The following is a 25,054-nucleotide window of genomic DNA, read 5'->3' as shown; positions in this document are numbered from 1 at the left end:
CAATGCGGTGACACCCAAAGACCCGCGGCATGTCACTTAAGAGGCATCGCCGCTGCCCGCTTGGTGGCAGGTAACATGCGCCGGGTCCCGTAGCATTGAGGGAGGTCAAAGCGTGTCCCTGGGGGAATGAATGCTGAAACCCGAATGCGTGCGCTACGGCATCCTCGGTCCGCTGCAGTTGCGGGCCGGCCCGGATCCGCGGCCGTTGCGCGGACCGAAGGTCCGGAAGGTCCTGGCGCTGTTGCTGGCCCGGGCGAATCAGGTGGTGTCCGCCGACACGCTCGTCGACGAGCTCTGGGACGAACAGCCGCCGAAGACGGCGGTGGCGACCCTGCGGACGCACATTTACCATTTACGACGGTCACTGGACAATGTCGCGCCGGGACTGAGTGACCGGCTCCAGACGGCGGAGACGACCGGGTATGTGCTGACCGCCGGGCCGGGGCAGCTCGACGTGCACCGGTTCGGCGAGCTGACCCGGCAGGCCGCGGACGCGGAGCCGGCCGCCGCCCTGCGGCTGCTCGACGAGGCGCTCGGCCTGTGGCGTGGGCCGGCGCTGTCCGACCTGCCGGCCGGACGCCCGCTGCGCCAGCACATCGCGCAGCTGGAGGAAATGAAGATCACGACACTGGAGTCGTGGGTCGGCCTGCACATGCAGCTCGGCCGGCACCGGGCGCTCGTGGCCGAGCTGCGCGGGCTGGTGTCGCGCTACCCGCTGCACGAGTGGTTCCACACCCGCTACATGGAGGCGCTGTTCCGCTCGGACCGGCGCAGCGAGGCGCTGCACGCCTACCAGCGGCTGCGCCGGATCCTGGCCGACGAGCTCGGCATCGACCCGTCGGCCCAGGTGAGGTCCCTCCACCGAGAGATCCTCACCTCAGGGGCTTAGGAACGGTCACCAGCGGACCGGCAGCGCCGTGGGCCGGCGCAGCAGGACCCCGTCGTCCCACGGCAGCGTCGCCGGGTCGGCGTCGAGGGAAAGCTCCGGGAACTCGGCGGCCAGCCGGGTCAGCACCGTCGCGATCTGCAGCCGCGACATCGCGGCGCCGAGGCAGTGGTGCATGCCGTAGCCGAACTGGAGGTGCCGCGGGCCGGTGCGGTCCGGGTCGATGACGAGCGGGTCGCGGTACACCTCCGGATCCCGGTTGGCCAGGAACGCGTTCGGGTAGACCAGGTCACCCTCGCCGAGCTCCCCCTCGGTACTGCGGAAGGGGCGCGTCGCGACCCGCGGGAACGCCGACATGCGGCCCAGCGGGATGAACCGGATGAGCTCCTCGACGAGCCGCGGCGCCACGTCCGGCTCGGCGACCAGGCGGTGCCACAGCGGCGGCGCGGCCAGCAGCGCGTACGCCGACTTCGTCAGCACCGACAGGCTGTTCTGGTCGCCGCCGAGCACCGAGGCGAGCACGAGCCCGGCCAGGTCGGCGTCGGTCAGCGGCGGGTCGCTGCGGTCCCGCGCGGCGAGCAGCCGGGCGATGAGCCCGTCCGGCCGCACCGGCCGCCGCCCGCCGACGAGGTCGAGCACGTAGTTGTACACCAGGAAGAAGTGCTCGACGAGGCCGTCGACGTCGTCGCGGGCGGCGATCTGCACGATCCGCGCCGAGGGCCGGAAGTACGGCACGTCCTCGTCGGGGATGCCCAGCAGCAGGCAGTTGAACCGCAGCGGGATCTCGTCGAGCACGTCGGCGAACAGGTCCGGCCGGTCGGACGCGCGCAGCGCCGCGAACCGCGCCGTGATGAGGCCCTCCAGCGCCGGCAGCAGCGCGCCCATCGCGTTGGCGCTGTAGTCGCTCGTCACCAGCGCCCGCAGCCGCGGGTGGTGCGGCAGGTCGAGGTTGATGAGCAGCTCCGGGGGCGTGATCGTGGGCAGGAAGCTGGGCCCGTCCGGCGTGTTCGTCACCGACCGGCTGAACGACGAGTCCATGAGGACGGCCTTGACGTCCTTGAACCGGGTCAGGTGCGCGGCGGTGTGGCCGCTGGGCAGGACCACCTGCGGGATGCCGCTCGGCGTGCGGTCCTGTTTCACGGTGTACAGCGGGGAGGGGTCGAGGCCGGGGATGTCGCCGATCGACACCCGGACATTGGCGGCAGTCGTCACGTCGTCTCCAGTTCGATGAGGGCGAACAACAGGTCACGGGCGTCCGCGTCGGTGCGGTGGTGCACGGCCCGCCAGCCCAGCGACCGGGCGGCGGCGCAGTTCTCCGCGACGTCGTCGACGAGCACGCAGTCCCCGGGCGCGACGCCGGCGGCGTCGGCGGCCATCCGGAAGATGGCCGGCTCGGGCTTGCGCACGCCGACCTCGCAGGAGTTGACGACGCAGTCGACGTCGCCGACCGGGCGGACGATCTCGCGCCAGTACGGCTCCCACTCGCGGACGTTGTTGGTGAGGATGCCGACCCGGCAGCCGTGCTCGCGGACCGCGTGCAGCGTCGCGACCATGGCGTGGTTGGCCTCGATGCCGTCGAACCACTGCCCGCCGAACGTCTCGAGGCGGCTGCGGGTCAGGTCGGCGCCGGGGAACCGCACCCGCAGCGCCGCCCGCAGCCGCCGGCCCCACTCGGCCTCGGTGATGAGCGCGACCTCCAGCGCCGCGAGCGGGTGCCGGCCGAGGTCGGCGGTGACCGCGTGCATCGCGGTCTCCAGCTGCTCGCGCGACAGGCCGGTCTTGCGCTCGTACGCCGCGAAGATGTCGGCCATCGGCGGCGACAGCACCCCGCCGAAGTCGAACCACACCATCGGCTTCACGACGCGCTCCCGGTGGTACTCCGCACGACGAGGCAGCCCGCCGAGCCGTCCGGCCCGAGCGCGGTGAGCAGCGCGACGGCCCCGGAGGGCGCGTGCGTACGCCAGTGGGCCAGCACCGCGGCCAGCTGCAGCGCGCCGTTGGCGCTGAAGCACTCGCCGACGACGTCCTTCACCCGCAGCTGCGCGGTGTCCGCGCCGACCGTGCGGCGGATCGCCCGCTGCTCGGCGGCGTCCAGCCCGGCCAGGCCGGTGGCGCCCGGCGCGACCAGCGACACCTCGCCGGGCCGCACGCCGCTGCGCTCCAGGGCCCGGGTCACGGTCCGCGCGAGGCGGTGCGCCATCGGCGGCCGGGCGTCGACCGGCCCCGGCGACTCGACCTCGCACGCGAGCAGCTCCGCCACGGCCGGCCGGCCCGCCGCCGCGGCCGCCTGCGCGTCCTCGACCAGGAACAGCGCGCAGCCCTCGCCGATCGGCAGCTGCGGGTCGAGCAGCCGGGTGGCCCGCCAGCCCCACGCGGTCTGTGGGCACAGCTCCTCGACCCCGCCGAGCAGCACCCGGCCGACCTGACCGGCGTTGATGGCGTTGCGGCCGTACCGCACCGCGTGGAAGCTCGACAACTGTCCACCCGCGACGGTCGCGTTGACGCCCCGCAGCCCGTTCCAGATCGCGATCTGGCCGGCGCAGCAGTTCATCACCGTGTTCGGGAAGGTGGCCGCGTCGACCAGGTACGGCTCGTCGCGCACGAGCGTGTCGCGGGCGAACTCGCCGATGCTGCGCAGGCTGCCCGCGCTCGTGCCGACGACCACGCCGGTCCCCGCCAGGTCGCCCGCCGGGTCGCCCGCCGGGTCGCCGGACGGGTCGCCGCGCAGCGCCAGGCGGCTGCTGACCAGGCCGAGCGCGGTGGTCCGGTCGAGGTACCGGGTGCCCTTGCGCCCGACGTGCTCGGCCAGGCGCAGGTCCTCGACGAGTCGCACGGGCTCCGGCAGTACCTCCTGACCGGGCAGCTGCTGCGGGTCCGCGCACGCGGCCGCCCGCCCGGCGAGGGCGTCGACGAGCGTGCCGAGCCCGATGCCGGCCGGCGTCACCACGCCCTCGGCGGTGACCGCGAGGGGCCGTACTGCTGTCGTCGTCATGCGACCTTCCCCAGGATCGTGATGGCGTTGTTGCCCCCGAACGCGAACCCGTGGTTCTCGGCGATCCGCACGTCGGCCGGGCGGGCCGTGCCGGGCACGCAGTCGAGGTCCGGCCCGAGCGCCGGGTCGACCGCGCGCAGGTTGGCCGTCGGCGGCAGGAACCCGTCGTGGATGGCCCGGCAGCAGACGAGCGCGCCGAACCCGCTCGCGGCGCCCATCGTGTGGCCGAGCATCGACTTGATCGAGCTGATCGGCGGCACCCGGTCGCCGAACACCTCCCGGACCGCCGCGACCTCCGTCACGTCGTTCGTCGGCGTGCCGGTCCCGTGCGCGCAGATGTAGTCGACGTCGGCCGGTGTGATCCCGGCGTTGCGGTGCGCCGAGCGGACGCACCCGGCGATGCTCGCCGCGTCGGGGTGCACCATGTGCTTCGCGTCGCAGCTCAGCCCGTAGCCGAGGAACTCCGCGTAGACGCGGGCGCCCCGGGCGAGCGCGCGGTCGTACGGTTCGAGCACGAGGGCCACGCCGCCCTCGGCGGTGAGGATGCCCTGCCGCTCGGCGTCGAACGGCCGGCAGACCTCCTCGGTGAGCGCGCCGAGCCGGTAGAAGCCGGCGTGGTTGTACCGGTTCACCGAGTCGGCGCCGCCGCAGACCATCAGGTCGGCCTCGCCGGTGCGGACCAGGTCGGCGCCGTAGCCGAGCGCGTAGTTGCTCGCCGCGCACGCCGTCGACAGGGTCAGCGCGTCGCCGGCCAGCCCCAGCTCGGTGTTGACCGCGACCGCGATCTGGCTGGCCGGGACCTGGGCGACCAGGTCCGGGTCGAGCGACTTGAGGCCGCCGCCGACCCACTCGGCGGCGAGCCGGTCGACGACCTGCGACTCGCCGCTCGTGGTGCCCATGACCGAGCCGGCCCGCAGCCGGTCCAGCCGCGCCTGGTCGGCCCGGTCGAGGCCGGCGTCCCGCACCGCCAGGACCGCCGCGGCGGCCGCGAGCAGGCTGCTGCGGCCCCACCGCTGCGGCGTGACCCGCCGCAGCAGGGCGGCCGGGTCGAAGTCACGCACCTCGCCGGCCCGCACGTAGGGGAAGCCGGTCGTGTCGAAGCCGGTGATCGGCCCGGTGCCGACCTGGCCGGCCCGGATCGCCGCGGTCAGCGCGTCGGCACCGATGCCGAGGCTGCTGACCGCGCCGAGCCCGGTGACGACGACGCGCCGGTTCATCCCTGCGCCTCCACCGCGGCCCGGATCGCGTCCAGGTTGACCAGCCGCTCGATCTCCGCCGCCGGCAGCTTCACGCCCAGCTCGCGGTCCATCCGCGAGACGATCTGGATCAGCGCCAGCGAGTCGGCCTCGTACTCGTCGACGAAGCTCGCCTGCCCGTCGAGCTCCTCGGGGGCCAGGTCGAGCTCGAGCTCGTCGACCACGATCTGCCGGATCCGCGCCAGCCGCTCGTCGACGGTGGCCGCGACCGAAGTGTTTGACATTGCCGCCTCCCCGCATTTCGACGCCCCTTTTCGGCGTCACCGTTCGGAAGCGTAGATCGCGGATTCGCGATTGTTGAGAGCAATACCACGGACAGCACATCGGGCCGGATATTAAGGGGTATTGACACCCTTCAGTCACGGCGCGGGTTCGACGGCGATTCTACGGTACTTCTATGCGCCGCTGGAAGCCTGTGGGAAACGCATTCGAGCAACCATCCGAGCGAGGAGCGGCGATGAGCCTGGAGACCCAGAAGCCGGCCCCACCCGTGCCGGACCCGCGGCCCGGACCGGCCCGCCTGCACCGGCCCCTGCTGTTCGTCGCGGCGGTCACCGCCGTGGGTTTCCTGGGCACCCTCGCGGGCCTGGTCGCCGACGACCGGACGCTCGGCGGGGCGCCGGTGTGGCTCAAGCCGATGAAGTTCACGCTGTCGTTCGGCATCTACGCGATCACGCTGGCCTGGCTGCTGCCGCGGTTCCGGCGGGGCCGGCGGGTGGCGTGGTGGGCCGGCACCGCCCTCGCCGCCGCGCTGCTGGCCGAGCTGGGCGCCATCTCGTTCCAGGCCGCCCGCGGGCACTACAGCCACTTCAACACGGTGACGCCGGTCGACGCGCAGGTCATCCAGGTGATGACGGTGGGCGTCCTGGCGCTGTACCTCGGCAACCTCATCCTCATCGTCGTGCTCCTGCTGCGCGACCACGCGCTCGAACCCGAGCTGCGCTGGGCGTTCCGGCTCGGCCTGCTGCTCGCGTTCGCCGGCATGGTCGAGGGCTTCTTCATGAACCTGCCGACCGCCGCGCAGCAGGCCGCGGCCCAGGCCGGCCAGCCGACGCTGATCGGCGCCCACACCGTCGGCGCGCCCGACGGCGGCCCCGGCCTGCCGGTCACCGGCTGGAGCACGATCGGCGGCGACCTGCGGATCCCGCATTTCCTCGGCATGCACGCCCTGCAACTGCTGCCCCTGCTGGCGCTCGCGCTGCGGGCGCTGAGCCGTCGCCGGCCCGTCCTGCGGGCCACCGCGACCCGGGTGCGGCTCGTGCTGGTCGCCGCCGGCGCCTACGCCGGGATCGTGGCGCTGACCACCTGGCAGGCGTACCGCGCGCAGCCGCTGTTCCGCCCCGACGCCACCACGCTCGCGGCCGCCGCGGCGCTCCTCGTGCTCACCGCCGCGGCAGCCGTTCTGGTCGTTTCCGCTGGACGCTCCGCGGACCGGCGAATATAGTGGACATCGCCTTTCCCGCCATTGGAAAGGCATCCGGGAATGCCTCCGAGCGAAATGGACGCGGGGCGATTATGGTCAGCGTTCGCAGCAATTCCGAGATCGGTGACCGGGTCGCGCGGCAATTCGACGACCCCGAGCTTCACGACCTCGTCGGCCAGGTGCTCGCCGGGCGCGGCCCGGGCGGGCTCGCGGTGGAGCTGGCCGGGCACTACGGTGCGGCGGCCGAGGCGCTCGGGGTGCTGTTCGACGAGGTGGCCGCCGACCTCGCCGCCGCCGGGACCGAGCCGCGCGCACTCGCCGAGGCCCTGGTCGCGCTGCGGCGGTGCGCCGACGGGTGGCTCGCGGCGATCGCCCGGGCCACCGAGGCCGCACAGCGGGAGCGGGACCAGGCCGACCGCACGGCGTACCGGCAGCGGCTCGCCCGGGAGATCCACGACCAGTTCGGCAACGGGCTGAGCGTCGTGATGCGCCGCCTCGACCTGTACAAGCTGACCCTCGAACGCAACCCCGCCGCGGCCGCCGAGCGGATGGACGCGGTGAGCGGGTCGCTCGACGAGCTGTTCGGCGTGGTCCGCTGGATCACCACCGACCTGCGGCCGTGCGAGGCCGGGCCCACCGAGCTGGAGACGGCGCTGTGGGACTTCGTGCACTCCGTCGAGCCGGCCCGCACCTTCGTCACGGTCGCGGTGCACGGCTGGGAGCACGGCCTCACCGACGAGCTGCGCTGCGAGGTGGTGAGCGTCCTGCGCGAGGCGATGCGCAACACGCTGACCCACGCCGACGCGGCCCGCCTCGAGGTCGCCGTCCAGGTCTCCTCGGCCGGCGTGCGGGCCACGGTCACCGACGACGGCACCGGCTTCGACCCGGCGGTCCCGGGCGAGGGCAACGGTCACGGCCTGCGCTCGATGGCCGAGCGGGTGGCCGGCGCCGGCGGCACGCTGCGCGTGACGAGCGAGCCCGGCGCCGGCACGAGGACCGAGGTCTGGTTCCCGCTCGACGCCCGCGGCGTGACCGACGCCCCGACCGCGGTTCCGGCAGCGGTCCCGGCAGCGGTCCCGGGACGGCCGCGGGTCAGAGTCCCATCGCCAGGCCGCCGCTCACCGGGACCGCCGCGCCGGTGACGAAGGCGGCCTCGTCGCCGGCCAGGAAGCGCACGACGGCGGCCACCTCCCGCGCGGTGCCGGTGCGGCGCAGCGCGGTCTGGCGGACGAGGTCCTCCCGGCGCCGGTCGGACAGATCGGAGATCATGTCGGTCTCGATGAGGCCCGGCACGACGACGTTCGCCGTGATGTTGCGCGGCCCCAGCTCCCAGGCCAGGGACCGGGCCAGGCCGAGCATCGCGCTCTTCGAGGCGGCGTAGTTCGCCTGGCCGGGGGAGCCCATGAAGCCCATCACCGACGACACGAACACGATCCGCCCCCACCGCGCCTTCAGCATGCCCTCGCTGGCCCGCTTGGCCACCCGGAACGCCGCCACCACGTTGGTGTCGAGCACGGTGGCGAAGTCGTCGACCGCGAGCATCGGCACGAGCGCGTCCCGGATGATCCCGGCGTTGGCGACGAGCACCTCGACCGGCCCGTGCTGCGCCTCGATCTCGCCGAACGCCGCCTCGACGGCCGCGGGGTCGGTGACGTCGCACCGCACCCCGAACAGCCCCTCGGGCGGCTCGCCGGTCCGGTACGTGACGGCGACCTTGTCGCCCGCGTCGGCCATCGCCCGCGCGACGGTCAGCCCGATGCCCCGGTTGCCACCGGTCACCAAGACGGTCCTGCTCATGCGTCCTCCGCTTCGCTCCGGCCGCCTGAGCCCCACCCTGAGCCCATCGTGAGCGGCCTCCTCCACTTCGCTCCGGAACCGCTCACGAGTGCCTCCCGGTGCGAAGGAAACAGACCAGTTCGGCGATCGGCGCCGCGTCCTGGTGGACCTGCACCGGCACGGCCAGGCGGCCGTCCGGCTCCGTGCGGTACACCGGATCCGGCTGGCTGAGGCGGACCGGAGCGTCCAGCTCGGCGTAGCGCAGGAACCGCGCCCGCAGGCCGAGCGCCGTCGCCGGCCCTCCCGCGACGAGCAGCGCGTACTGCCGGGCGCCCTCCATGAGCACCATGCCGGGATGGTGGTCGTAGTCGTGGTCGAACATGCCCCGGTTGCCGAACGCGGGCCGCAGCTCCGCGACCGGCCCGGGCACGCCGGGGACCACGTCGGCCAGCACCACGTTGGCCGGGTCGCGCCGGCCGACCAGACCCGGCGCGACCGTCCGCTCGGGAGACCGCACGGCGCGCAGGTCCACGGTGGTCGGCGGATCCGACTGCCGCTGGAGGTACCGCAGGCCCCGGTAGTCGGCGGCCGACATCGCGCTCACCTCCATCGCGACCGTGCCCAGCCGGTGACCGCCCATCTCCAGCTCCTGGTGCACCCGGAAGTGGCGCACGTCGGCCCCGCGCCGGCGCACCTGCGGGAACGTCATGACGATCCACAGCTCGCCCGGCGCGGGCCCGACCCGCAGCCCGTCGCCGTCGGCCAGCTGCACGTCGAGGGTCCGCACCGCGAACGCGGTGCCCAGCGGTACGTCCAGGAAGCGGTGGCACGCGTACATCGCGGCCTGCCGGCTCGCCTCGGCGACGAGCAGGATGTCGAAGCGTCTCGGGGTCGACAGGTCGTCGCTGTAGTACGCGTGGGCCATCGGCAGCTGGGCCGCCGCGACGTAGGCCGGCCCGGGTGTCTCCTGCACGTCGGTGACGAACACCTCGGCGACCGCGGCGCGGTGCACCAGGTGCCGGTCGACCGTGCTGCGGAACGACACGTCGGTCACTCCCTTCGCCGAACTCGGTTGGGTCCGGTCGAAGTATTCAAGGCCGGCGTCGAACCGGTATCGATGTCACGTAAAAGCGGCAGGATCAGCAGCACCTGCTCGGCCCGGCAGGCGGGCACCGCCGCGCCGTCGACCTCCACGGTGATCCGGACGGTCACCTGGATGCCCCGCGGCAGCTCGACGACCCCGACCACCGCGCCGCGCCCGCGCACCCGCGACCCGGCCGGCACGGGGGTGCGCAGCCGCACCTTGTCGAACCCCGCGTTGACCGTCATCGCGGGGGTCTCGACCCGCAGCAACCGCGTCACGAACGTGGTGCACAGCGCGAGGGTCAGCGCGCCGTGGGCGACGGTCGTGCCGAACGGGCTCGCGGTGCGGGCCCGCTCCGCGTCGACGTGGATCCACTGGCGGTCCCCGGTGACGTCGGCGAACGCCAGGATCCGGGCCTGGTCGACGACCTCCCACTCGGTCGTGCCGAGCTCGCCGACCCGCACCGCTTCGATGTCAGTGAATGCAGCCATGCCCCGATTCTGTCGGGTCCGGATAGAAAGCGCGTCGAGCCGTCAGAGGAACCGCCAGAGGTGGTCGCTGGTGCCGTTGTCGTCCCAGACGACGATCTGCGCGCCCTGGGCGGTGGAGGCGCCGCTGACGCCGAGCACGCGGCCGCCGTTGGCGCTCTGGATGCGGAAGCTGCCGCTGCCGGTGTGGCGCAGCCGCCAGCGGCGGTCGTTGGCGCCGGTGTCGGGGAGCTGGACGGCGCGGGTGCCGTTGGCCGTGCCGTTGTTCTCGACGCCGAGGACCTTGCCGCTGTTGCCGTTGCGCAGGCGGAGGTAGGCGCCGTCGACGACGGCGGTCCAGAGGTGGTCGGCGGTGCCGCTGTCGTCCCACTGGACGACCAGGGCGCCGTCGGCCGTGGACATGTTGGTGACGCCGAGGACGCGGCCGCTGGCGACGTTCTGGATGCGGCGGGCGCCGTTGGGCACGAACCGCCACAGGTTGTCGGCGCTGCCGTCGTCGGGGGTCTGCACGGCCTGGCCGCCGTTGGCGGTCGAGTTGCCCTGGATGCCGAGGAGCTTGCCGCTGTTGGCGTTGCGCAGCTTGTGCGAGCCGTCGCCGTTGTCGACGACGGTCCAGCGGTGGTCGGCGGTGCCGTTGTCGGCCCACTGCAGGACGACGGCGTTGTCGGCGGTGGACATGTTCGTCACGCCGAGGACCTTGCCGCTGTTGCGGTTGCGCAGCCGGACGTACGTGCCGTCGACGACGAGCTCCCAGTCGTGGTCGGCGGTGCCGTTGTCGGTCCACTGCAGCGCGAGGCCGCCGTCGGCGGTGGACATGTTCTGGATGCCGAGGACGAGCCCGCTGGCGGCGTTGACGAGGCGGTAGTTGCTGCCGCCGGTGCTCCAGTAGACGGTGTAGTTGAAGCCGTGCGCGTCGTGGAACGGGCCGAGGCCGACGTTGCTGCCGTTCGCGCTGGCGGTGAACTGCAGGGCCGTGGTGCTGGTGCGGGTGACCGACGACGTGGTGAGCGCGGGGAGCGCGGTCAGGGCGGTGCTGCCGTAGTTGCCGGCGAGCACGACGGGTCCGTAGTGGACGGAGACGACGTTGGCGTTGTCGTTGGCGGCCTTGACGGCGACCTGCATCGGGAGCCTGACGGTGACGGTGTCGCCGCCGGCCCAGGTGCGGGTGAGGGTGGCGTACGTGCCGGGGGTGACGTTCTGGGTCGTGCCGTTGACGGTGACGGTGGCGCCGCTCGTCCAGGCCGGGATGCGGATGCGCATGGTCCAGGTGCCGCCGCCGGTGACGGTCAGCGTCGTGGTGTCGCCGGCCGGATAGGTGGTGGTCTGGGTGACGGTGACGCCCTGCTGGGTCCAGGTCAGCACCGACGGCACGAACAGGTTCACCGTCAGCGTGGTGCCGTTGTAGAAGTAGATGGAGTCCATCAGCTTGGTGTTCGTCTCCACGCCGGTGCCCTGGCAGCACCAGAAGCTGTCGTAGTCGGTGCTCCACGTCCCGCCGCCCCATGCCGGGCCGACGCCGCGCCGGCCCCCGGGGCGCAGCGGCGTGAAGTACGTGACGTGGCCGTGGCTGTCGGCCGGGTTCTGCGCGCCGATGAGGTGGTTGAGCAGGGCCCGTTCGTAGAAGTCGAAGTACGCCGTGTTGTCCGGCGTGAGCAGCCACAGCTCGCGCGTCAGCTTCAACATGTTGTAGGTGTTGCACTGCTCGCACGTGTCGTCGGTGAGGTAGCCGGCGATCGCGTTGGGGGCGCGGAAGTGTTCGGCCTGGCTGTTGCCGCCGACGGCGTAGGTGTGGGCGGCGACGGTGATGTTCCAGGCGTTGACGGCGATGTCCCGGTATCTGGTGGTGCCGGTGGCCTTGTACTCGCGGGCGGCGCCGATCCACTTCGGGACCTGGGTGTTCGCGTGCAGCCCGTTGAGCTGGTCGGTGTTGGACGCGAGGGGGTTGAAGACGGCGGCGTGGTCGAAGCGTTGGGCGGTGGTGAGCCAGCGGGCGTCGCCGGTCTGCTGGTAGAGGTCGGTGAGGACGGCGTTCATGCCGCCGAACTCGGTCCCGAGCACCGTCTGCAGCTGGCTGGAACTGAGCCGCCCGGTGCGCCAGTCGACCCATCCGGCGAGCGCGAGGAGCACGTCGCGTGATTGATTTGTGCCGATGTACCGCCAGACGTCGAGCAGGCCGGCGAGGGTCTTGTGGATGCAGTACCAGGGGACGTTGCCGTTGCTCAACGTCCCCGACTCCAGGGCGGTGAAGTCGGACTCGGGGAAGCCGGACAGATAGCCCGTGGAGAACCCGGCCGCCGCGTTGTTGGCCTGGCACGCGGCGAGGGCGGCGACCATGGCGTTGGCCTTGTCGCGGCAGGTCGTGTCGCCGAGCACGGCCCAGGCCTGGGCCCACGCGGTCAGGAGGTGGCCCTGCATGTGGGTGCGGAACGGGAACGTCGGCGCGTCCCACCCGCCGGTCGCCGCGGCGCCGTTCGTGGACAGGCGGTGGTTGCCGCGGAAGTTGTACAACAACCGGTCGACGTCGACGAACCTCAGGTACGACAGCGTCCGGTTCTGGTTGTCCAGGAAGCGCCCGGTCGTCAGCCGGACCTGGCCGAGCTCGAACGGGTATGCACCGACACCGATGTCGGCACGCGCCGGGGCCAGCGCGGCCTCCGCGACCGCGCCGGGGATCAACGTCGTCGCCACGGCGGTGGCGCCGGTGGTCTGCAGCAGCCGGCGGCGGCTCAGTCGGGCCATGATGTGGTCCTTTCCTGGTTACCCGGGTTACCCGGCGATCTCGCGCAGGAGGCGGGCACTGTCGAGGTGGTCGGTGTCGGTGACCCGCGCGACGATCCGGCGGTCGCGCAGGACGGCGATCGTGTGGCTCATCCGCAGGATCTCGGTGAGCTCGGCCGAGACGAACACGACGGCCATGCCGGCCCCGGCGAGCTCGACGACGAGCCGCTGGATCTCGGCCTTGGCGCCGACGTCGATGCCGCGGGTCGGCTCGTCGAGGATGAGCAGGCACGGGTCGGTGAGCATGGCCCGCGCCAGCAGCACCTTCTGCTGGTTGCCGCCGCTGAGCTCGCGGACCGGCAGGTCGGGGTTGGCCGGGCGGATGTCGAGGCCGGCGATGTACCAGTCGACGACCTCCTGCCGGCGCCGCTTCGGGATCGGCCGGGACCAGCCGCGCGAGGCCTGGAGCGCGAGCAGGATGTTCTCCTCGACGGTGAGCTGCTCGACGAGCCCCTCGGTGCGCCGGTCCTCGGAGCAGAACGCGATGCCGCGCCGCACCGCCTCGTGCGGCTCCGGCGTGACGGCCGCGGCCTTCACGGTGAGCCGGCCGGTGTCGGGCCGGTCGGCGCCGAACAGCAGCCGGGCGATCTCGGTGCGGCCGGAGCCGAGCAGCCCGGCCAGCCCGACCACCTCGCCCTTGTGGATCGTGAGGCTGAACGGCTCGACCGCCGGCGAGCGGCCCAGCCCGTCGGCGACGACGACCGGCTCGGCGCGGTCGGGCCGGTGCCGCGGCAGGTCGTCGAGGCTGTCGAGCTCCTTGCCGAGCATCAGCCCGACGAGCTCCAGCTGGGGCAGGTCGCCGACTCGGTGCTCGCCGACGACGGTGCCGTTGCGCAGGACGGTCATCCGGTCGCAGATCTCGTACACCTGGTCCAGGAAGTGCGACACGAACAGGATCGCGATGCCCTGCTCCCGCAGCCGGCGCATGACCCGGAACAGCCGGTCGACCTCGCCCTGGTCGAGGCTGGACGTCGGCTCGTCGAGCACCAGCACCTTGGCCTCGACGTCGACGGCGCGGGCGATGGCGACCATCTGCTGGATGGCGATCGGGTAGTCGTCGAGCTGGGCGGTCACGTCGAGGTCGAGCTGGAGGTCGCGGAGCAGCTCCGCCGCGCGCCGGCGCATGGTCCTCCACCGGATGTGCCCGAAGCGGGTCGGCTCGCGGCCGATGAAGATGTTCTCCGCCACCGAGAGGTTGGGGCAGAGGTTGACCTCCTGGTACACGGTGCTGATCCCGGCGTGGGTGGCCGCCGCCGGCCCGGCGAAGCTCACGGCCTCGCCGTCGAGCGTGATCCGCCCGGCGTCGGCGCTGTGGACCCCGGTCAGCACCTTGATCAGGGTCGACTTCCCGGCGCCGTTCTCGCCCATGAGGGCGTGGATCTCTCCGGGGTACAGCCGGAAGTCCACCCCGGCCAGGGCCTTGACCCCGGGGAACTCCTTGCTGATCCGGCACATCGAGAGCACGGGCGCGCGATCCATGGTCACCCCAGTGGCGGTCCAGGGTTGGTTGTTAGCGCTAACAAATCGGACCCAAGCTGGCGGCAGGTGCCCGTTGTAGAGCGCTAACATTGACGGCTTCCGCTGCACCGTACTGAACCGCGGGGCGCCCGTCAACGGGGGCTGGACCCGGCCACTGTGGGAGGGTCCAGGATGGGCCCGTGCCCAGTGAACGTCTCACGATCGGCGGGTTCGCCCGGCTGTGCCGGCTGACCGTCAAGCGGCTGCGCCACTACGACGAGCTCGGCCTGCTGCGGCCGGCCGAGGTCGACGCCGCGACCGGCTACCGGTTCTACCGCCGCTCGCAGGTCCGCGACGCGATGGCGATCGGGCTGCTGCGGTCGCTCGACGTGCCGCTGCCGGCGATCGCCGAGATCCTCGCCGGTGACGAGGACGACCGGGCGGCCGTGCTCGTGGCCCAGCGCGACCGGCTGGAGCGGGAGCTGGCCCGGGCCCGCCGCACGGTGGACGCGCTGCAGCGGCTGCTCACCGAGGGGCTGCTCCAGCACGACGTGCGCCTGACCCGGGAGCCCGTCCGCCGCCTGCTCGTCGCCCGTTCCGTGTGCACGGCCGACGACGTGGGCCCGGCGGTCGCCGGCTGCGTGGCCCGCTTCCTCGCCGCCGGCGTGCCGTTCACCGGCCCGCTGTGGGGCCTGTTCCCGACCGACCTCGACGGCGACCTGCCCGTCGCCGCCGGCGCGCCCGCGGCCGGGCCGCCGCCCGCCGGGCTGGAGGTCGCCGAGCTGCCGGCGACGGCGGCGGCGGTGGCCGTGCACAGCGGGCCCTACGAGCAGCTGCCGCTGACGTACCAGTCCGTCTTCGCCTGGATTCACGAGCGCGGGCTCGTGCCGCTCGGCGCCGCCCGCGAGCTCTACCTGACCGACCCGACGACCACCGAACCGGACCGGCTGGTGACCCAGCTCGTGGTGCCGGTCGCAGAGGAGTGACCGCCGATGACCACGCTGGATCTGCGCAGGCTGTACCGGCCGCTGTACACCGCGGGCGCCGAACCCGGGTTCGTCGACGTCCCGCCGCTGCCGTTCCTGATGGTGGACGGCGCCGGGGACCCCGCCGGGGAGGCGTACCTCGACGCGGTCGGGCGGCTGTACCGGGCCGCCTACCGGGTCCGGGCCGCGCTCAAGGCGTCCGGCGTCGTGTACAGCGTGCCGCCGCTGCAGGGCCGGTGGAGCGACGTCGGGGACGGCCGCGGCGACCGCTCGGCCTGGAGGTGGACGATGCTGCTCCAGCAGCCGGCCGAGGCGGACCCGGCGATGCACGACATCGAGGGGGTGCGCTTCGAGACGTTCGCGGAGGGCCCGTCGGTGCAGGTGCTGCACGTCGGCCCGTACGCGGAGGAGACCCCGGCGATCGAGCGGCTGCTGGCGTTCGCGGCCCGGCACGACCGCGAGGTCACCGGCCTGCACCACGAGATCTACCTGAGCGACCCGCGCCGCACCGCACCGCAGCGCCTGCGGACGATCATCCGCTACGGGGTCACCGGCTGATGGGGCGCGTCACGTTCGGGGCCGGCGCCTCGCTCAGTAGGTGACCGGCTCCCAGCGGCCCGACCGCATCGAGCGATAGCAGGCGTCGATCACCGTGTTGACGACCCAGCCGTCGTGGAAGGTCTCCAGCGGCGCCTCCTGGGCCGCGAACCGCTCGACGAAGTGGCGCATCTCCTGTGAGAACCCGTAGGCCCGGGTCTCCTCGGGCACGGGATACACCCAGCCGGTGTCGGCGTCGGCCTTCTCCACGAGATAGCCGACGGGATTGCTGATGAACCCCCACACCGGCGTCGACGCGGTGTCGGTGACGAGCCGGCCGGCGCTGCCGACGATCTCGTGCCGCAGCTGCATGCCGCCCTTCTCCACCCAGGAGCTCTCGATCGACGCGACCTGACCGCCGGCGAACTTCAGCAGCGCGATCGACGTGTCCTCGCCCGTCGTGCGGTCGGCGTGCGCGAGCGTCGCGCCCCACGCGAAGACCTCGACGATCCGGTTGTCGCGGCCGAAGAAGTGCCGTGCCGACTCGATCGTGTGGCAGCCCATGTCGAGCAGGGCACCGCCGCCGGCCGTCTCCGCGTCCCAGAAGTGCGGGGCGTGCGGGCCCGAGTGGCCCTCGCGGGCCCGCATCCACAGCACGTCGCCGATGCCGCCGGCGGCGACGATGTCGTGGGCCTTGACGATGTTGGGGGAGAAGACCGAGCTCTCGGCGTAGCCGTGCCAGACGCCGGCCTCGGTGACCACCCGGAGGATCTCGGCCGCCTCGGGCCCGGTGCGGGCGAGGGGCTTGGTGCAGATGACGCCCTTGCCGGCCGCCGCCACCAGCCGCACCGCCTCCAGGTGCACCTCGTTGGGCAGCGCGACGACCACGAGGTCGACCCCGGGGTCGGCGCACAGCGCCGCCATGGTCTCGTGTGGTCTCGAGTCGCGGCCCGGCCGTGCGGCGAAGGCGGCCGCGCGCTCGCGCGAGCGCGAGTAGTGCGCGACGAGGCGCGCGTCCCGGACGTCGTCGAGCGCCTCCGCGTAGGTCTCGCCGATGAACCCCGACCCGAGCAGGCCGACGCCGATCATGGATCCTCCTGGAAGTGGTCTGCGGTGGACATGCACCATAGCATCACTGCAAACCAAAGCTGTACCTCTTGTTACCACAGTGTCTACCTGTGTATGCTCCCGCATCAGGCGCCGGCCCCTCGTGAGCCGCGCGATGGCAACGATGACGAGAGGCAACCCCATGCGTGCATTCCGTGCGTCCGTTGCGCTGGTCGCGACGGCGGTGGCCGTCCTGACCTCGGCCTGCTCACCCTCGGCCGGCGGTGACTCCGGCAAGGTCGTCCTCACGCTCGGCAGCTGGCGGACCGAGGACCTCGCCATGTGGCAGGACGAGATCCTGCCGGCGTTCGAGAAGGCGCACCCGACGATCGACGTGAAGTTCAGCCCGACCAATACCAATGAATACAACGCGGCGATCCAGTCGCAGGTCGACGGCGGCACCGGGCCGGACCTCATCACCTGCCGGCCCTATGACGTCAACCGGTCGTGGATCAAGAAGGGCTACTTCGAGAAGCTCGACGGCAAGCCGGTTCTCGAGGCGTTCGACGCCCAGGCGCTGGACCCCTGGTCCGACGACGCCGGCAGCCGCTACTGCGTGCCCACCGCCGCCGTGCTGGCCGGCTTCTTCTACAACAAGGACATCTTCGCCGAGCTTGGCCTGAAGGTGCCGACCACCCAGGACGAGTTCCTCGGGGTGCTCAAGGCGATCAAGGACAACGGGAAGTACGCACCGCTCGCCCTCGGGTCGGCGGAGTCCTGGCAACTGGCGTACAACGGCCTGTACAGCATCGGCCCGGCCTACTGGAAGGGCGAGGAGGGTCGCCAGGGGCTCATCAAGGGCACCAAGAAGGTCACCGACCCGGAGTTCGTGGCCGCGTTCTCGGCGTTCGACGCCTGGAAGCCCTACCTGCCCAAGGGCTCCGAGAGCCTGAAGTACGCCGACATGACGCAGCTGTTCGCGCTCGGCAAGGCCGCGATCCTGCCGGACGGCTCGTGGGACATCAACCAGGTCGCGGTCGGCAACCTCAACGTCGGCGTGTTCGGCCCACCGGCGGCGACCGCGGGCGGCGACCGTTACCTGCAGGAGATGCCCGACATGGCGATCGGCATCAACGCGGCGAGCAAGCACAAGGCGGAGGCGGAGACGTTCCTCGCGTGGACGGCGACGCCCGAGTTCCAGTCGCTCTACGTCAACAAGCTGCCCGGGTTCTTCTCGATGGGCAAGCAGCCCGTGCAGTACACGAACGCGCTCGCCCAGTCGTTCGCCGACCTCAAGAAGGGCGCGAAGCTCACGCCCCGGCTCGGCCTCGACCGGCTGAGTGCCGGCACCCCGCCGTTCGACGACGAGGTCTGGCGGGTGCTGCAGCTGATGTACACGAAGAACCTCAGCCCGCAGGAGGCCACGGCCGAGCTGCAGAAGGGGCTGTCCGGCTGGTACGAGCCGCAGAAGAAGTAGGCCCGGCGGGGATGTGCCGGGCGTAGCCTGACACATCCCCATGATCACGCTCGTGGAACGGACCCGAAAGGAACCCGTCGGTGCGAAGGGCCCATTACCGGTACTTCCTCGCCTTCACGCTGCCCGCGCTCGCGGTCTACGTGACGTTCGCGGCCCTGCCGCTGCTCAACTCGATGTACTTCAGCCTGTTCGACACCGACGAGGGCGCCGCCCGGTTCGTCGGTCTCGACAACTACGTCCACCTGTTCAGCAACCCGACGACGAGCGAGCGCTTCTGGAACGCGCTGACGAACAACGTCGAGTTCTTCGCGATCCACCTGCTGGTCGAGGTGCCGCTGGGCCTGCTCCTCGCCGCGCTGCTCACGTCCGGGCGGCTGCGCCGCTCCACCGGGCTGTACCGGACGCTGCTGTTCATCCCGACCACGCTGTCGGTCGTCATCGTCGGCTTCATCTGGCGGCTCATCATCAACCCGCTGTGGGGCCTGGTGGACTTCCCGCTGCTCGGTGACGAGCGCACCGCGCTGCCCACGATCTCGCTGATGTCGGTGTGGCAGTACGTCGGCATCCCGATGATCTTCCTGTACGCGGCGCTGCTGGCCGTGCCCGGCGACATCCTCGAGTCGGCCCGGGTCGAGGGCGCGAACGCGTGGACGGCGTTCTGGCGGATCAAGTTCCCGCTCATCGCCCCGCAGTTCGGGCTGATCGCGATCCTGACCTACATCTGGACGTTCAACGGGTTCGACCTGGTGTTCGCGCTCAACGGCTCGGCACCCGGCCCGAACTACAGCACCGACATCCTCGGCACGCTGTTCTACCGCACGTTCTTCGGCTCGAGCGGCCAGGTCGCCGACCTCGACCTCGGCGCGACGGTCGCCAGCGTGATCTTCCTGATCATCCTCCTCATCACCGGTGCGTACTTCGGGCTGCTGCACCGCCGGCTGAGGTCCTACGAGCTGTGAGTGGTGGCGACGTGACTGGTGTGAGCACCGCGGCCGGGCCGGTGCCGGCGGCGAAGGCGCGTGACGCGCGGCGGACCGGCAGCAAGCGCGGGTCGGAGCGGGCCGGGTCGCTGGTCGTCCACGGGCTGCTGATCGTGTTCGCCGTCCTGGCGATCGCGCCGATCCTGCTGATCGTGGTCAACTCGTTCAAGACCACGCCGGCGATCTTCGAGCATCCGTTCGCCCTGCCCAATAGCGACACGTTCAGCATGGGCGGCTACGAGCGGGTGTTCCAGCGCGGCCACTTCACGGCCAACTACCGCAACAGCCTGATCGTCACCGTGAGCAGCACCGTGCTGACGCTGGTGCTCGCGACGCTCGCCGCGTTCGCGCTGACCGAGTACCGGGTGCGGTTCGCGCCGCTCATCGGCGGGTTCTTCGTCGCCGGCATCATGCTGCCGATCCGGCTGGGCACGGTGCCGATCCTGCGGACGATGATCTCGTGGGGCCTGATGGACACGCTGACGGCGCTGGTCCTGGTCTACACGGCGATGAGCCTGCCGCTCGCCGTCGCGCTGCTCATGACGTACTTCCGCAGCGTCCCGCACGACGTGAAGGAGGCGGCGCGCCTCGACGGCGCGGGCGAGCTGCGCACGCTGTCGATCGTCCTGCCGATGGTCCGGCCCGGCCTGGCCGCCGTCGCGTCGGTCACCATGCTGCCGATCTGGAACGACCTCTGGTTCCCGCTGATCCTGGCGCCGAGCGAGGAGAACCAGACGGTGACGCTCGGGGTGCAGCAGTTCGTCGGGCAGTTCCTCAACGACTACCCCGCACTGCTCGGCGCGCTGACGCTGGGTGCGGTGCCGCTCGTCGTGCTGTTCGTGGTCTTCTCGCGCCAGTTCATCCAGGGCCTCAGCCAGGGCATCGGCAAGTGACGCTAGCGCAGCCCCCACGAGGGCCGGGCCGGGCCGGTGCGCAGGAACGAGGTCCGCAGCCGGTAGCGGTCGCCGCGGTAGCGCACCACCGAGGAGAAGAGCGGCCGGTCGGCGCCGTTGAACACCAGCTGCCGCATCACCAGCACCGGCTTGCCGATCTCCAGCTGCAGGTGGTCGGCGAGGTAGGCGTCGGCCTCCTGCGCCTCGATCGTCGCGTCCGCCTTGACCGGGTCGAGCCCGGCGGTGGCGAGCTGGCCGTAGAGCGAGCGGATCCGGAAGTCGGCCTCGACGATGCCCGGCACCATGTCGGCCGGCACCTGCGTCAGGTCGAGCGCGATCGGCACGTCGTTGAGCAGGCGCACCCGCTCCAGCACGAACAGCGGGGTGCCCGGCGCGATCGACAGCTCCTCGGCCTGGTCCAGGTCGGCGGCCACGATCTCCTGCCGCAGCACGCTGGAGCTGGGCGCCAGGCCCATCCGGTTGGCGGTCTCGGTGAACGACTCCAGGCTGTTCGGCCACTCGCGGGTGGTGGCGCTCGGCGCGACATACCAGCCGCGGCCGTGGGACGCGCTCAGGATGCCCTCGTCCACCAGCGTGGTGAGGGCCTTGCGTAACGTCACCCGGCTGATGCCCAGCCGCTCGCACAGCTCCCGCTCCGGAGGGAGCCGGCTGCCGGCATTGAGCGCACCCGTGGCGATCTGGTCCTTGATCAGGTTGACGGCCTGGATCCAGAGCGGCTCGGGATGGTCGGCGCGGATCGACGTGGACATCGAAGCCTCGGTCACAGTCGCATCATCGCGGAAGATCACGGTTTGTGCAAACCACAGAAGACCAGATAGGGCGATTGCCGCGGTGGTTTTGCCGGATTCGGCAGCATCTTGTGAGTGAGTGCCACGCCACGCTGTACCACAGCGCAAAAATTGGTATTGTGTGGTCGACATCGGGTATGGCTCTGGTCCGGGGAGGAACTGTCGTGGTCGCACCGTCCAGCGTGTCGAGCGCACTGGCACCGTTGCGCGCCGAGGAGATCTCGGCCGCTCGCGAGCTCCTTGTCCGCGGTGGTCTGCTGACGGAGACCACGCACGTGGCCTACCTGGGCCTGCTCGAGCCCGACAAGCGGCAGCTGTCCGCCGGCGGCGCGCAGGTGCCGCGCCGGTTCCGGGCGATGCTCATCGACATGGCCGACGGCACGTCGCACGACGTCGTCGTCTGCCCCGGCGAGGACCGGGTCGTCTCGTCGGTCCGGATCGACCCGGCCCGCGACGGCCAGGTGCCGGTCGTGATGCTGGAGTTCGCGATGGTCGAGGAGATCGTCCACAAGGACCCGCGCTGGCTCGCCGCCATGCAGCGGCGGGGCCTGACCGACCTGTCGGTGCTGCGCGTGCAGCCGCTGTCGGCCGGTGCGGCCATGACCGACGACGAGCAGGGCCGGCGCCTGCAGCGCACGTTCACCTTCCTGCAGAAGAGCCCCGACGACCTGCCCTGGGCGCATCCGGTCGACGGAGTCGTGGCCTATGTCGACGTCATCGCCCGCGAGGTCGTCGAGGTCCTCGACGCGGCCGTGCTCGCCGTGCCCGAGGAGGACGGCAACTTCCACCTCGCCGACTTCGTCGGACCGGTCCGTGAGGGCTTCCGGCCGATCGAGATCACCCAGCCGCACGGGCCGAGCTTCGCCATCGGCGCCGACAACGTCCTGGAGTGGCTCGGGTGGCGGCTGCAGGTCTCGTTCGACTCACGCGAGGGGCTGGTGCTGCGCGACATCTCCGTCGCCGGCCGGCCCGTGCTCTACCGCGCGTCGATCGCCGAGATGGTCGTGCCCTACGCCGACCCCAGCCCACAGCGCTGGTTCCAGACGTTCTTCGACGGCGGAGAGTATCTGCTCGGCAACTTCGCCAACTCGCTGGAGCTCGGCTGCGACTGCGTCGGCGACATCACCTACCTCGACGTGGTCGTCGCCGACAACGCCGGCAACCCGCGCACCATCCCGCAGGCGATCTGCATCCACGAGGAGGACTGGGGCGTGCTGTGGAAGCACACCAGCTCCTTCACCGGCTCCAGCGACGTGCGGCGCAACCGGCGCCTCGTCGTCTCGTTCTTCGTCACCGTCGGCAACTACGACTACGGGTTCTACTGGTATTTCTACCTCGACGGCACGATCGAGCTGGAGGTCAAGGCCACCGGCGTCGTGTTCACCTCCGGCCATCCCAACCCCGGCGGCGACTACCCGTTCGCCACGGAGGTCGCCCCGGCCCTCGGCGCGCCGCACCACCAACACCTGTTCAGCGCGCGCCTCGACGTCACGGTCGACGGGCCGGACAACTACGTAGAGGAGGTCGACGCGGTCGCCGTGCCGCGCGGGCCGGCCAACCCGACCGGCACCGGCATCACCCAGCAGGTGACCCGGCTGCACCGGGAGAGCGACGGCCCCCGCACGGCGGACGGCAACCGCGGCCGCACCTGGCGGATCGGCAACCCGGCCGTGCAGAACCGGCTCGGCCGCGACGTCGCCTACGTTCTGCATCCGCAGGGCCAGCCGGCGCTGCTCGCCGACGCCGGCTCCGACCTGCACCGGCGCGCCACGTTCGCCACCGGGCACCTCTGGGTGACGGCATACGACCCCGCCGAGCAGTATCCGGCCGGCGACCTCGTCAACCAGCACCCCGGAGGCGCCGGCATGCCGGCCTGGGTCGCGGCCGACCGCGACGTCGACGGCACCGACATCGTGGTCTGGCACACGTTCGGGCTGACGCACTTCCCGCGCCCCGAGGACTGGCCGGTGATGCCGGTGGACACCACCGGGTTCGCGCTCAAGCCGTCCGGCTTCTTCGGCGCCAACCCGACCCTCGACGTGCCCGCGTCCGTCGGCCACCACTGCCACAGCTGAACGACCACCCGACCTCACCGCCGCTGCGACCGAACTACGGAGTAACGATGTCAACGCCGGAGGGCCACATCACCTTCGCCGCCGCCCGCGCCCAGCAGCACGACGCGCTGCGCGACGCGATCCGAACGCTGACCGCCGAGGTCGAGGCCCGGCAGGCGGACGGCTGGTTCCGCGGGCCCGGCCCGATCTTCGTCGCGATCGGGGCCAGCCTGGCCGCCGCCTGCGCCCCCACCTGGACGCTGCGCCGGCGGGGGGTCCACGCTTGGCGGCTCGGTGCCGGCGACCACCCGTTGCCGTATCCGGAGACCGACCACCCGCTCGTCGCCGTGTCGCAGAGCGGCCGCAGTGCCGAGACCCTCGCCGTGCTGCAGTCGGTCGGCGAGCCGCTGCGCTACGCGGTGACCAACGCCCGCCGGTCGCCGATCGCCGCCGCGGCAGCCCGGCACCTGCCGCTGGGTGACCTGCCCGACAGTTACGCGTCGACGATCGGCTACACGGCGACCGTCGCCGGCCTCGGCATGATCGCGGAGGCGTGGGACGACGGCCGCGGCGACGGTCGGGGCGGTGGCCGCGTCGACCCGTCGTGGGCGCTGCTGCCGCAGCGGCTGCACGAGCTGGAGGCGGCGCTGGCGGCGCGGGCCGACGAGCTCGCCGCCACGTTCGCCGGGGTCCGCGCGGCCGACTTCGTCGGCGCCGGGCCGTCGGTGGGCTCGGCCGAGGCCGGCGCGCTGCTCTTCCGCGAGGTCGTCCGCCTGCCGGCGACCGCCATGAGCACCCGGCAGTATCTGCACGGCGCCATGGAGTCGGCCGGCGGCACCGCCCACGTCCTCATCGGCGACCAGCGCGAGGCCGACGTGGCGCGCACCCTCGCCGCCGCCGGCCACGCGGTCGTCCTGGTGACCGCCGAGGCGGCCGAGCCGGGGCCGCGGTTCCAGGTGGTGCGGCTGCCGGCCCTGCCGCCGAGCCAGCGCGCCATTCTGGAGGCCGTGGTGCTCCAGACCCTGGTGGCGCAGACGGCGGCCCGGTCCGGCATCGACGTCGAGGACTTCGTCTTCGAGCACGACGACACGAAGGTCGCGGCCCTGTGAGCGGCCCTGTGAACGCCCCTGCGAGCGCCCCTGGCGGGTCGCCCGCGGGCCTCCCGGCGGCCGGCGGCGTCGCGGTGGTCGCCGGGCTCGACATCGGTGGCACCAAGACCCAGATCTGGATCGAGACCGTCGACGGTGTGCGGCTCGCCGACGCGGTCGACGTCAGCGACGACTGGGCGGCCGAGCCGGCGGCGGGCGCCGCGCGCTGGATCGCGGCCGCGGTCGAGCGGCACCGGCCACCGGGCGCCACCGTCGTCGCGATCGGCGTCGGCGCCCAGGGCTGCGACACCGAGGAGCACTGCGCCGAGCTGCAGCACGCGCTCGCCCGGGTGACCGGCGTCCCCGCGACCGTCACCAACGACGCGGCGCTCCTCGTCCCCGCCGCGGGCCTGGCCGCCGGCATCGGTGTCATCGCCGGGACGGGGTCGATCGCCGTCGCGGTCCGCCCCGACGGCTCGCTCGGCTTCGCCGGAGGCTGGGGCTGGGTCCTCGGCGACGAGGGCAGCGCCCCGGCACTGGTGCGCGAGGCGGTCCGGGCGGCCCTGACCCGGCACGACGCCCGCGGCCCGGCCGACGCGCTGCTCCCGGCGCTGCTCGAGGCGTTCGCCGTCGACAGCCCGACCGCCCTGGCCCGCACCGTCAACGACAACACCGACGCCACGCACTGGGCGACGCGCGCCCCGGCGGTCTTCGCGGCGGCCGACGCCGGCTCCGCCGACGCCCGCGCCGTCATCACCGCCGGCGCCACCAGCCTCGCCGCGCTCGTCGGCGTCCTGCTCCGAACGACGCCTCCCGCATCGGCCGGTCTCGACCGGCCCGACACCCCACGCAACGCCGCGCTGACGCACGTGGTCGCGGCGGGCGGGGTCATGACGAGCCAGCCGGCGCTGTTCGACGCGTTCCGCGACGCTGTCGCGCGCGAGCACGCCGGGCTGACCGTGTACCTGCTCGACCGGCCGCCGGTGGCGGGGGCGCTCGCCCTCGCCCGGCGGCACCTCCACGGAACACCGCCATCCTGAGG

At 72.3% G+C, this 25,054-nt stretch carries 23 protein-coding genes; 11 read left to right on the top strand and 12 right to left on the bottom strand.

Translation table 11 applies throughout. The features are described from left to right. Positions 1 to 130: 130 nt before the first annotated feature. Entirely contained in the window at positions 131 to 889 is a 759-nt protein-coding gene (locus tag ABZS66_RS24410) for an AfsR/SARP family transcriptional regulator (RefSeq protein ID WP_354761308.1), read from the top strand. A gap of 6 nt (positions 890 to 895) precedes the next feature. Here the strand turns inward: ABZS66_RS24410 and ABZS66_RS24405 are convergent, their stop codons facing one another. From ABZS66_RS24405 to ABZS66_RS24385, 5 genes are read right to left on the bottom strand one after another with little or no spacing between them, the layout of a single operon-like run. Continuing rightward, positions 896 to 2,098, bottom strand: a complete 1,203-nt coding sequence (locus ABZS66_RS24405; RefSeq protein WP_354761306.1) for a cytochrome P450 — start codon at positions 2,096 to 2,098, stop codon at positions 896 to 898. Beyond that, the gene (locus ABZS66_RS24400) at positions 2,095 to 2,736 is read right to left on the bottom strand and encodes an HAD family phosphatase (protein WP_354761337.1); all 642 of its coding nucleotides are present in this window, start codon (positions 2,734 to 2,736) and stop codon (positions 2,095 to 2,097) included. Before ABZS66_RS24400 ends, ABZS66_RS24405 begins: the two co-directional genes overlap by 4 nt. A gap of 5 nt (positions 2,737 to 2,741) precedes the next feature. Then, positions 2,742 to 3,878, bottom strand: coding sequence for a beta-ketoacyl synthase N-terminal-like domain-containing protein (locus ABZS66_RS24395; RefSeq protein WP_354761304.1), 1,137 nt, complete (start codon positions 3,876 to 3,878; stop codon positions 2,742 to 2,744). Then, positions 3,875 to 5,095 carry a beta-ketoacyl-[acyl-carrier-protein] synthase family protein gene (locus tag ABZS66_RS24390; protein ID WP_354761302.1) on the bottom strand — a complete coding sequence of 407 codons (1,221 nt, stop codon included), beginning with the start codon at positions 5,093 to 5,095 and terminating at the stop codon, positions 3,875 to 3,877. Before ABZS66_RS24390 ends, ABZS66_RS24395 begins: the two co-directional genes overlap by 4 nt. Continuing rightward, positions 5,092 to 5,358, bottom strand: coding sequence for an acyl carrier protein (locus ABZS66_RS24385; protein WP_354761300.1), 267 nt, complete (start codon positions 5,356 to 5,358; stop codon positions 5,092 to 5,094). Before ABZS66_RS24385 ends, ABZS66_RS24390 begins: the two co-directional genes overlap by 4 nt. A gap of 233 nt (positions 5,359 to 5,591) precedes the next feature. Between ABZS66_RS24385 and ABZS66_RS24380 the strand changes: the two genes are divergently transcribed. Next, the gene (locus tag ABZS66_RS24380) at positions 5,592 to 6,578 is read left to right on the top strand and encodes a hypothetical protein (protein ID WP_354761298.1); all 987 of its coding nucleotides are present in this window, start codon (positions 5,592 to 5,594) and stop codon (positions 6,576 to 6,578) included. Positions 6,579 to 6,649: 71 nt separating this feature from the next. Further along, positions 6,650 to 7,699, top strand: a complete 1,050-nt coding sequence (locus ABZS66_RS24375) for a histidine kinase (RefSeq protein ID WP_354761296.1) — start codon at positions 6,650 to 6,652, stop codon at positions 7,697 to 7,699. Here the strand turns inward: ABZS66_RS24375 and fabG are convergent. The 5 genes from fabG to ABZS66_RS24350 form a co-directional block, all read right to left on the bottom strand. Continuing rightward, the gene (gene fabG / locus ABZS66_RS24370; protein WP_354761294.1) at positions 7,650 to 8,354 is read right to left on the bottom strand and encodes a 3-oxoacyl-ACP reductase FabG; all 705 of its coding nucleotides are present in this window, start codon (positions 8,352 to 8,354) and stop codon (positions 7,650 to 7,652) included. The genes ABZS66_RS24375 and fabG overlap by 50 nt on opposite strands. 82 nt (positions 8,355 to 8,436) lie before the next feature. Beyond that, entirely contained in the window at positions 8,437 to 9,378 is a 942-nt protein-coding gene (locus ABZS66_RS24365) for a ScbA/BarX family gamma-butyrolactone biosynthesis protein (protein WP_354761292.1), read from the bottom strand. Positions 9,379 to 9,383: 5 nt separating this feature from the next. Further along, positions 9,384 to 9,908: a MaoC family dehydratase gene (locus ABZS66_RS24360; protein WP_354761290.1), complete on the bottom strand. Its 525-nt coding sequence runs from the start codon at positions 9,906 to 9,908 to the stop codon at positions 9,384 to 9,386. 42 nt (positions 9,909 to 9,950) lie between these two features. Further along, on the bottom strand, positions 9,951 to 12,644 hold the full coding sequence (locus ABZS66_RS24355; protein WP_354761288.1) for a beta-L-arabinofuranosidase domain-containing protein: 2,694 nt from the start codon (positions 12,642 to 12,644) through the stop codon (positions 9,951 to 9,953). Between the two features lie 27 nt (positions 12,645 to 12,671). Further along, the gene (locus ABZS66_RS24350; protein WP_354761286.1) at positions 12,672 to 14,162 is read right to left on the bottom strand and encodes a sugar ABC transporter ATP-binding protein; all 1,491 of its coding nucleotides are present in this window, start codon (positions 14,160 to 14,162) and stop codon (positions 12,672 to 12,674) included. A 179-nt stretch (positions 14,163 to 14,341) separates the two neighbouring features. Here ABZS66_RS24350 and ABZS66_RS24345 point away from each other — a divergent pair, with 179 nt between their 5' ends. Both ABZS66_RS24345 and ABZS66_RS24340 read left to right on the top strand, forming a co-directional pair. After that, positions 14,342 to 15,127 carry a GyrI-like domain-containing protein gene (locus ABZS66_RS24345; protein WP_354761284.1) on the top strand — a complete coding sequence of 262 codons (786 nt, stop codon included), beginning with the start codon at positions 14,342 to 14,344 and terminating at the stop codon, positions 15,125 to 15,127. A 6-nt stretch (positions 15,128 to 15,133) separates the two neighbouring features. After that, positions 15,134 to 15,685 (top strand): GyrI-like domain-containing protein, encoded by a 552-nt coding sequence (locus tag ABZS66_RS24340; RefSeq protein ID WP_354761282.1) that lies wholly within the window; start codon positions 15,134 to 15,136, stop codon positions 15,683 to 15,685. Positions 15,686 to 15,718: 33 nt separating this feature from the next. Here ABZS66_RS24340 and ABZS66_RS24335 read toward each other — a convergent pair whose 3' ends face one another. Further along, positions 15,719 to 16,753 (bottom strand): Gfo/Idh/MocA family oxidoreductase, encoded by a 1,035-nt coding sequence (locus tag ABZS66_RS24335; RefSeq protein WP_354761280.1) that lies wholly within the window; start codon positions 16,751 to 16,753, stop codon positions 15,719 to 15,721. Between the two features lie 160 nt (positions 16,754 to 16,913). On the opposite strand from ABZS66_RS24335, the gene ABZS66_RS24330 reads away from it, so the two are divergent. The 3 genes from ABZS66_RS24330 (at position 16,914) to ABZS66_RS24320 (ending at position 20,061) form a co-directional block, all read left to right on the top strand. Beyond that, positions 16,914 to 18,188 carry an extracellular solute-binding protein gene (locus tag ABZS66_RS24330; protein WP_354761278.1) on the top strand — a complete coding sequence of 425 codons (1,275 nt, stop codon included), beginning with the start codon at positions 16,914 to 16,916 and terminating at the stop codon, positions 18,186 to 18,188. Between the two features lie 80 nt (positions 18,189 to 18,268). Further along, on the top strand, positions 18,269 to 19,147 hold the full coding sequence (locus ABZS66_RS24325; RefSeq protein ID WP_354761276.1) for a sugar ABC transporter permease: 879 nt from the start codon (positions 18,269 to 18,271) through the stop codon (positions 19,145 to 19,147). Between the two features lie 11 nt (positions 19,148 to 19,158). Next, a complete protein-coding gene (locus tag ABZS66_RS24320) occupies positions 19,159 to 20,061 on the top strand; it encodes a carbohydrate ABC transporter permease (protein ID WP_354761274.1) in 903 nt (300 codons plus the stop codon). A 2-nt stretch (positions 20,062 to 20,063) separates the two neighbouring features. On the opposite strand, the gene ABZS66_RS24315 is transcribed toward ABZS66_RS24320, so the two are convergent. Further along, a complete protein-coding gene (locus ABZS66_RS24315) occupies positions 20,064 to 20,846 on the bottom strand; it encodes a GntR family transcriptional regulator (protein ID WP_354761272.1) in 783 nt (260 codons plus the stop codon). 188 nt (positions 20,847 to 21,034) lie between these two features. Here ABZS66_RS24315 and ABZS66_RS24310 point away from each other — a divergent pair, with 188 nt between their 5' ends. The 3 genes from ABZS66_RS24310 to ABZS66_RS24300 are packed head-to-tail and all read left to right on the top strand — an operon-like array spanning position 21,035 to position 25,052. Continuing rightward, positions 21,035 to 22,945, top strand: coding sequence for a primary-amine oxidase (locus ABZS66_RS24310; RefSeq protein WP_354761270.1), 1,911 nt, complete (start codon positions 21,035 to 21,037; stop codon positions 22,943 to 22,945). A 47-nt stretch (positions 22,946 to 22,992) separates the two neighbouring features. Beyond that, positions 22,993 to 24,033, top strand: coding sequence for an SIS domain-containing protein (locus ABZS66_RS24305; protein WP_354761269.1), 1,041 nt, complete (start codon positions 22,993 to 22,995; stop codon positions 24,031 to 24,033). Further along, on the top strand, positions 24,030 to 25,052 hold the full coding sequence (locus ABZS66_RS24300) for a BadF/BadG/BcrA/BcrD ATPase family protein (RefSeq protein ID WP_354761267.1): 1,023 nt from the start codon (positions 24,030 to 24,032) through the stop codon (positions 25,050 to 25,052). Before ABZS66_RS24305 ends, ABZS66_RS24300 begins: the two co-directional genes overlap by 4 nt. Positions 25,053 to 25,054: the final 2 nt, after the last annotated feature.

It is taken from the genome of Dactylosporangium sp. NPDC005572 (assembly GCF_040605515.1).
In the GTDB taxonomy this organism is placed as follows: domain Bacteria; phylum Actinomycetota; class Actinomycetes; order Mycobacteriales; family Micromonosporaceae; genus Dactylosporangium.
This window is presented reverse-complemented; position numbering and strand designations above follow the sequence as displayed.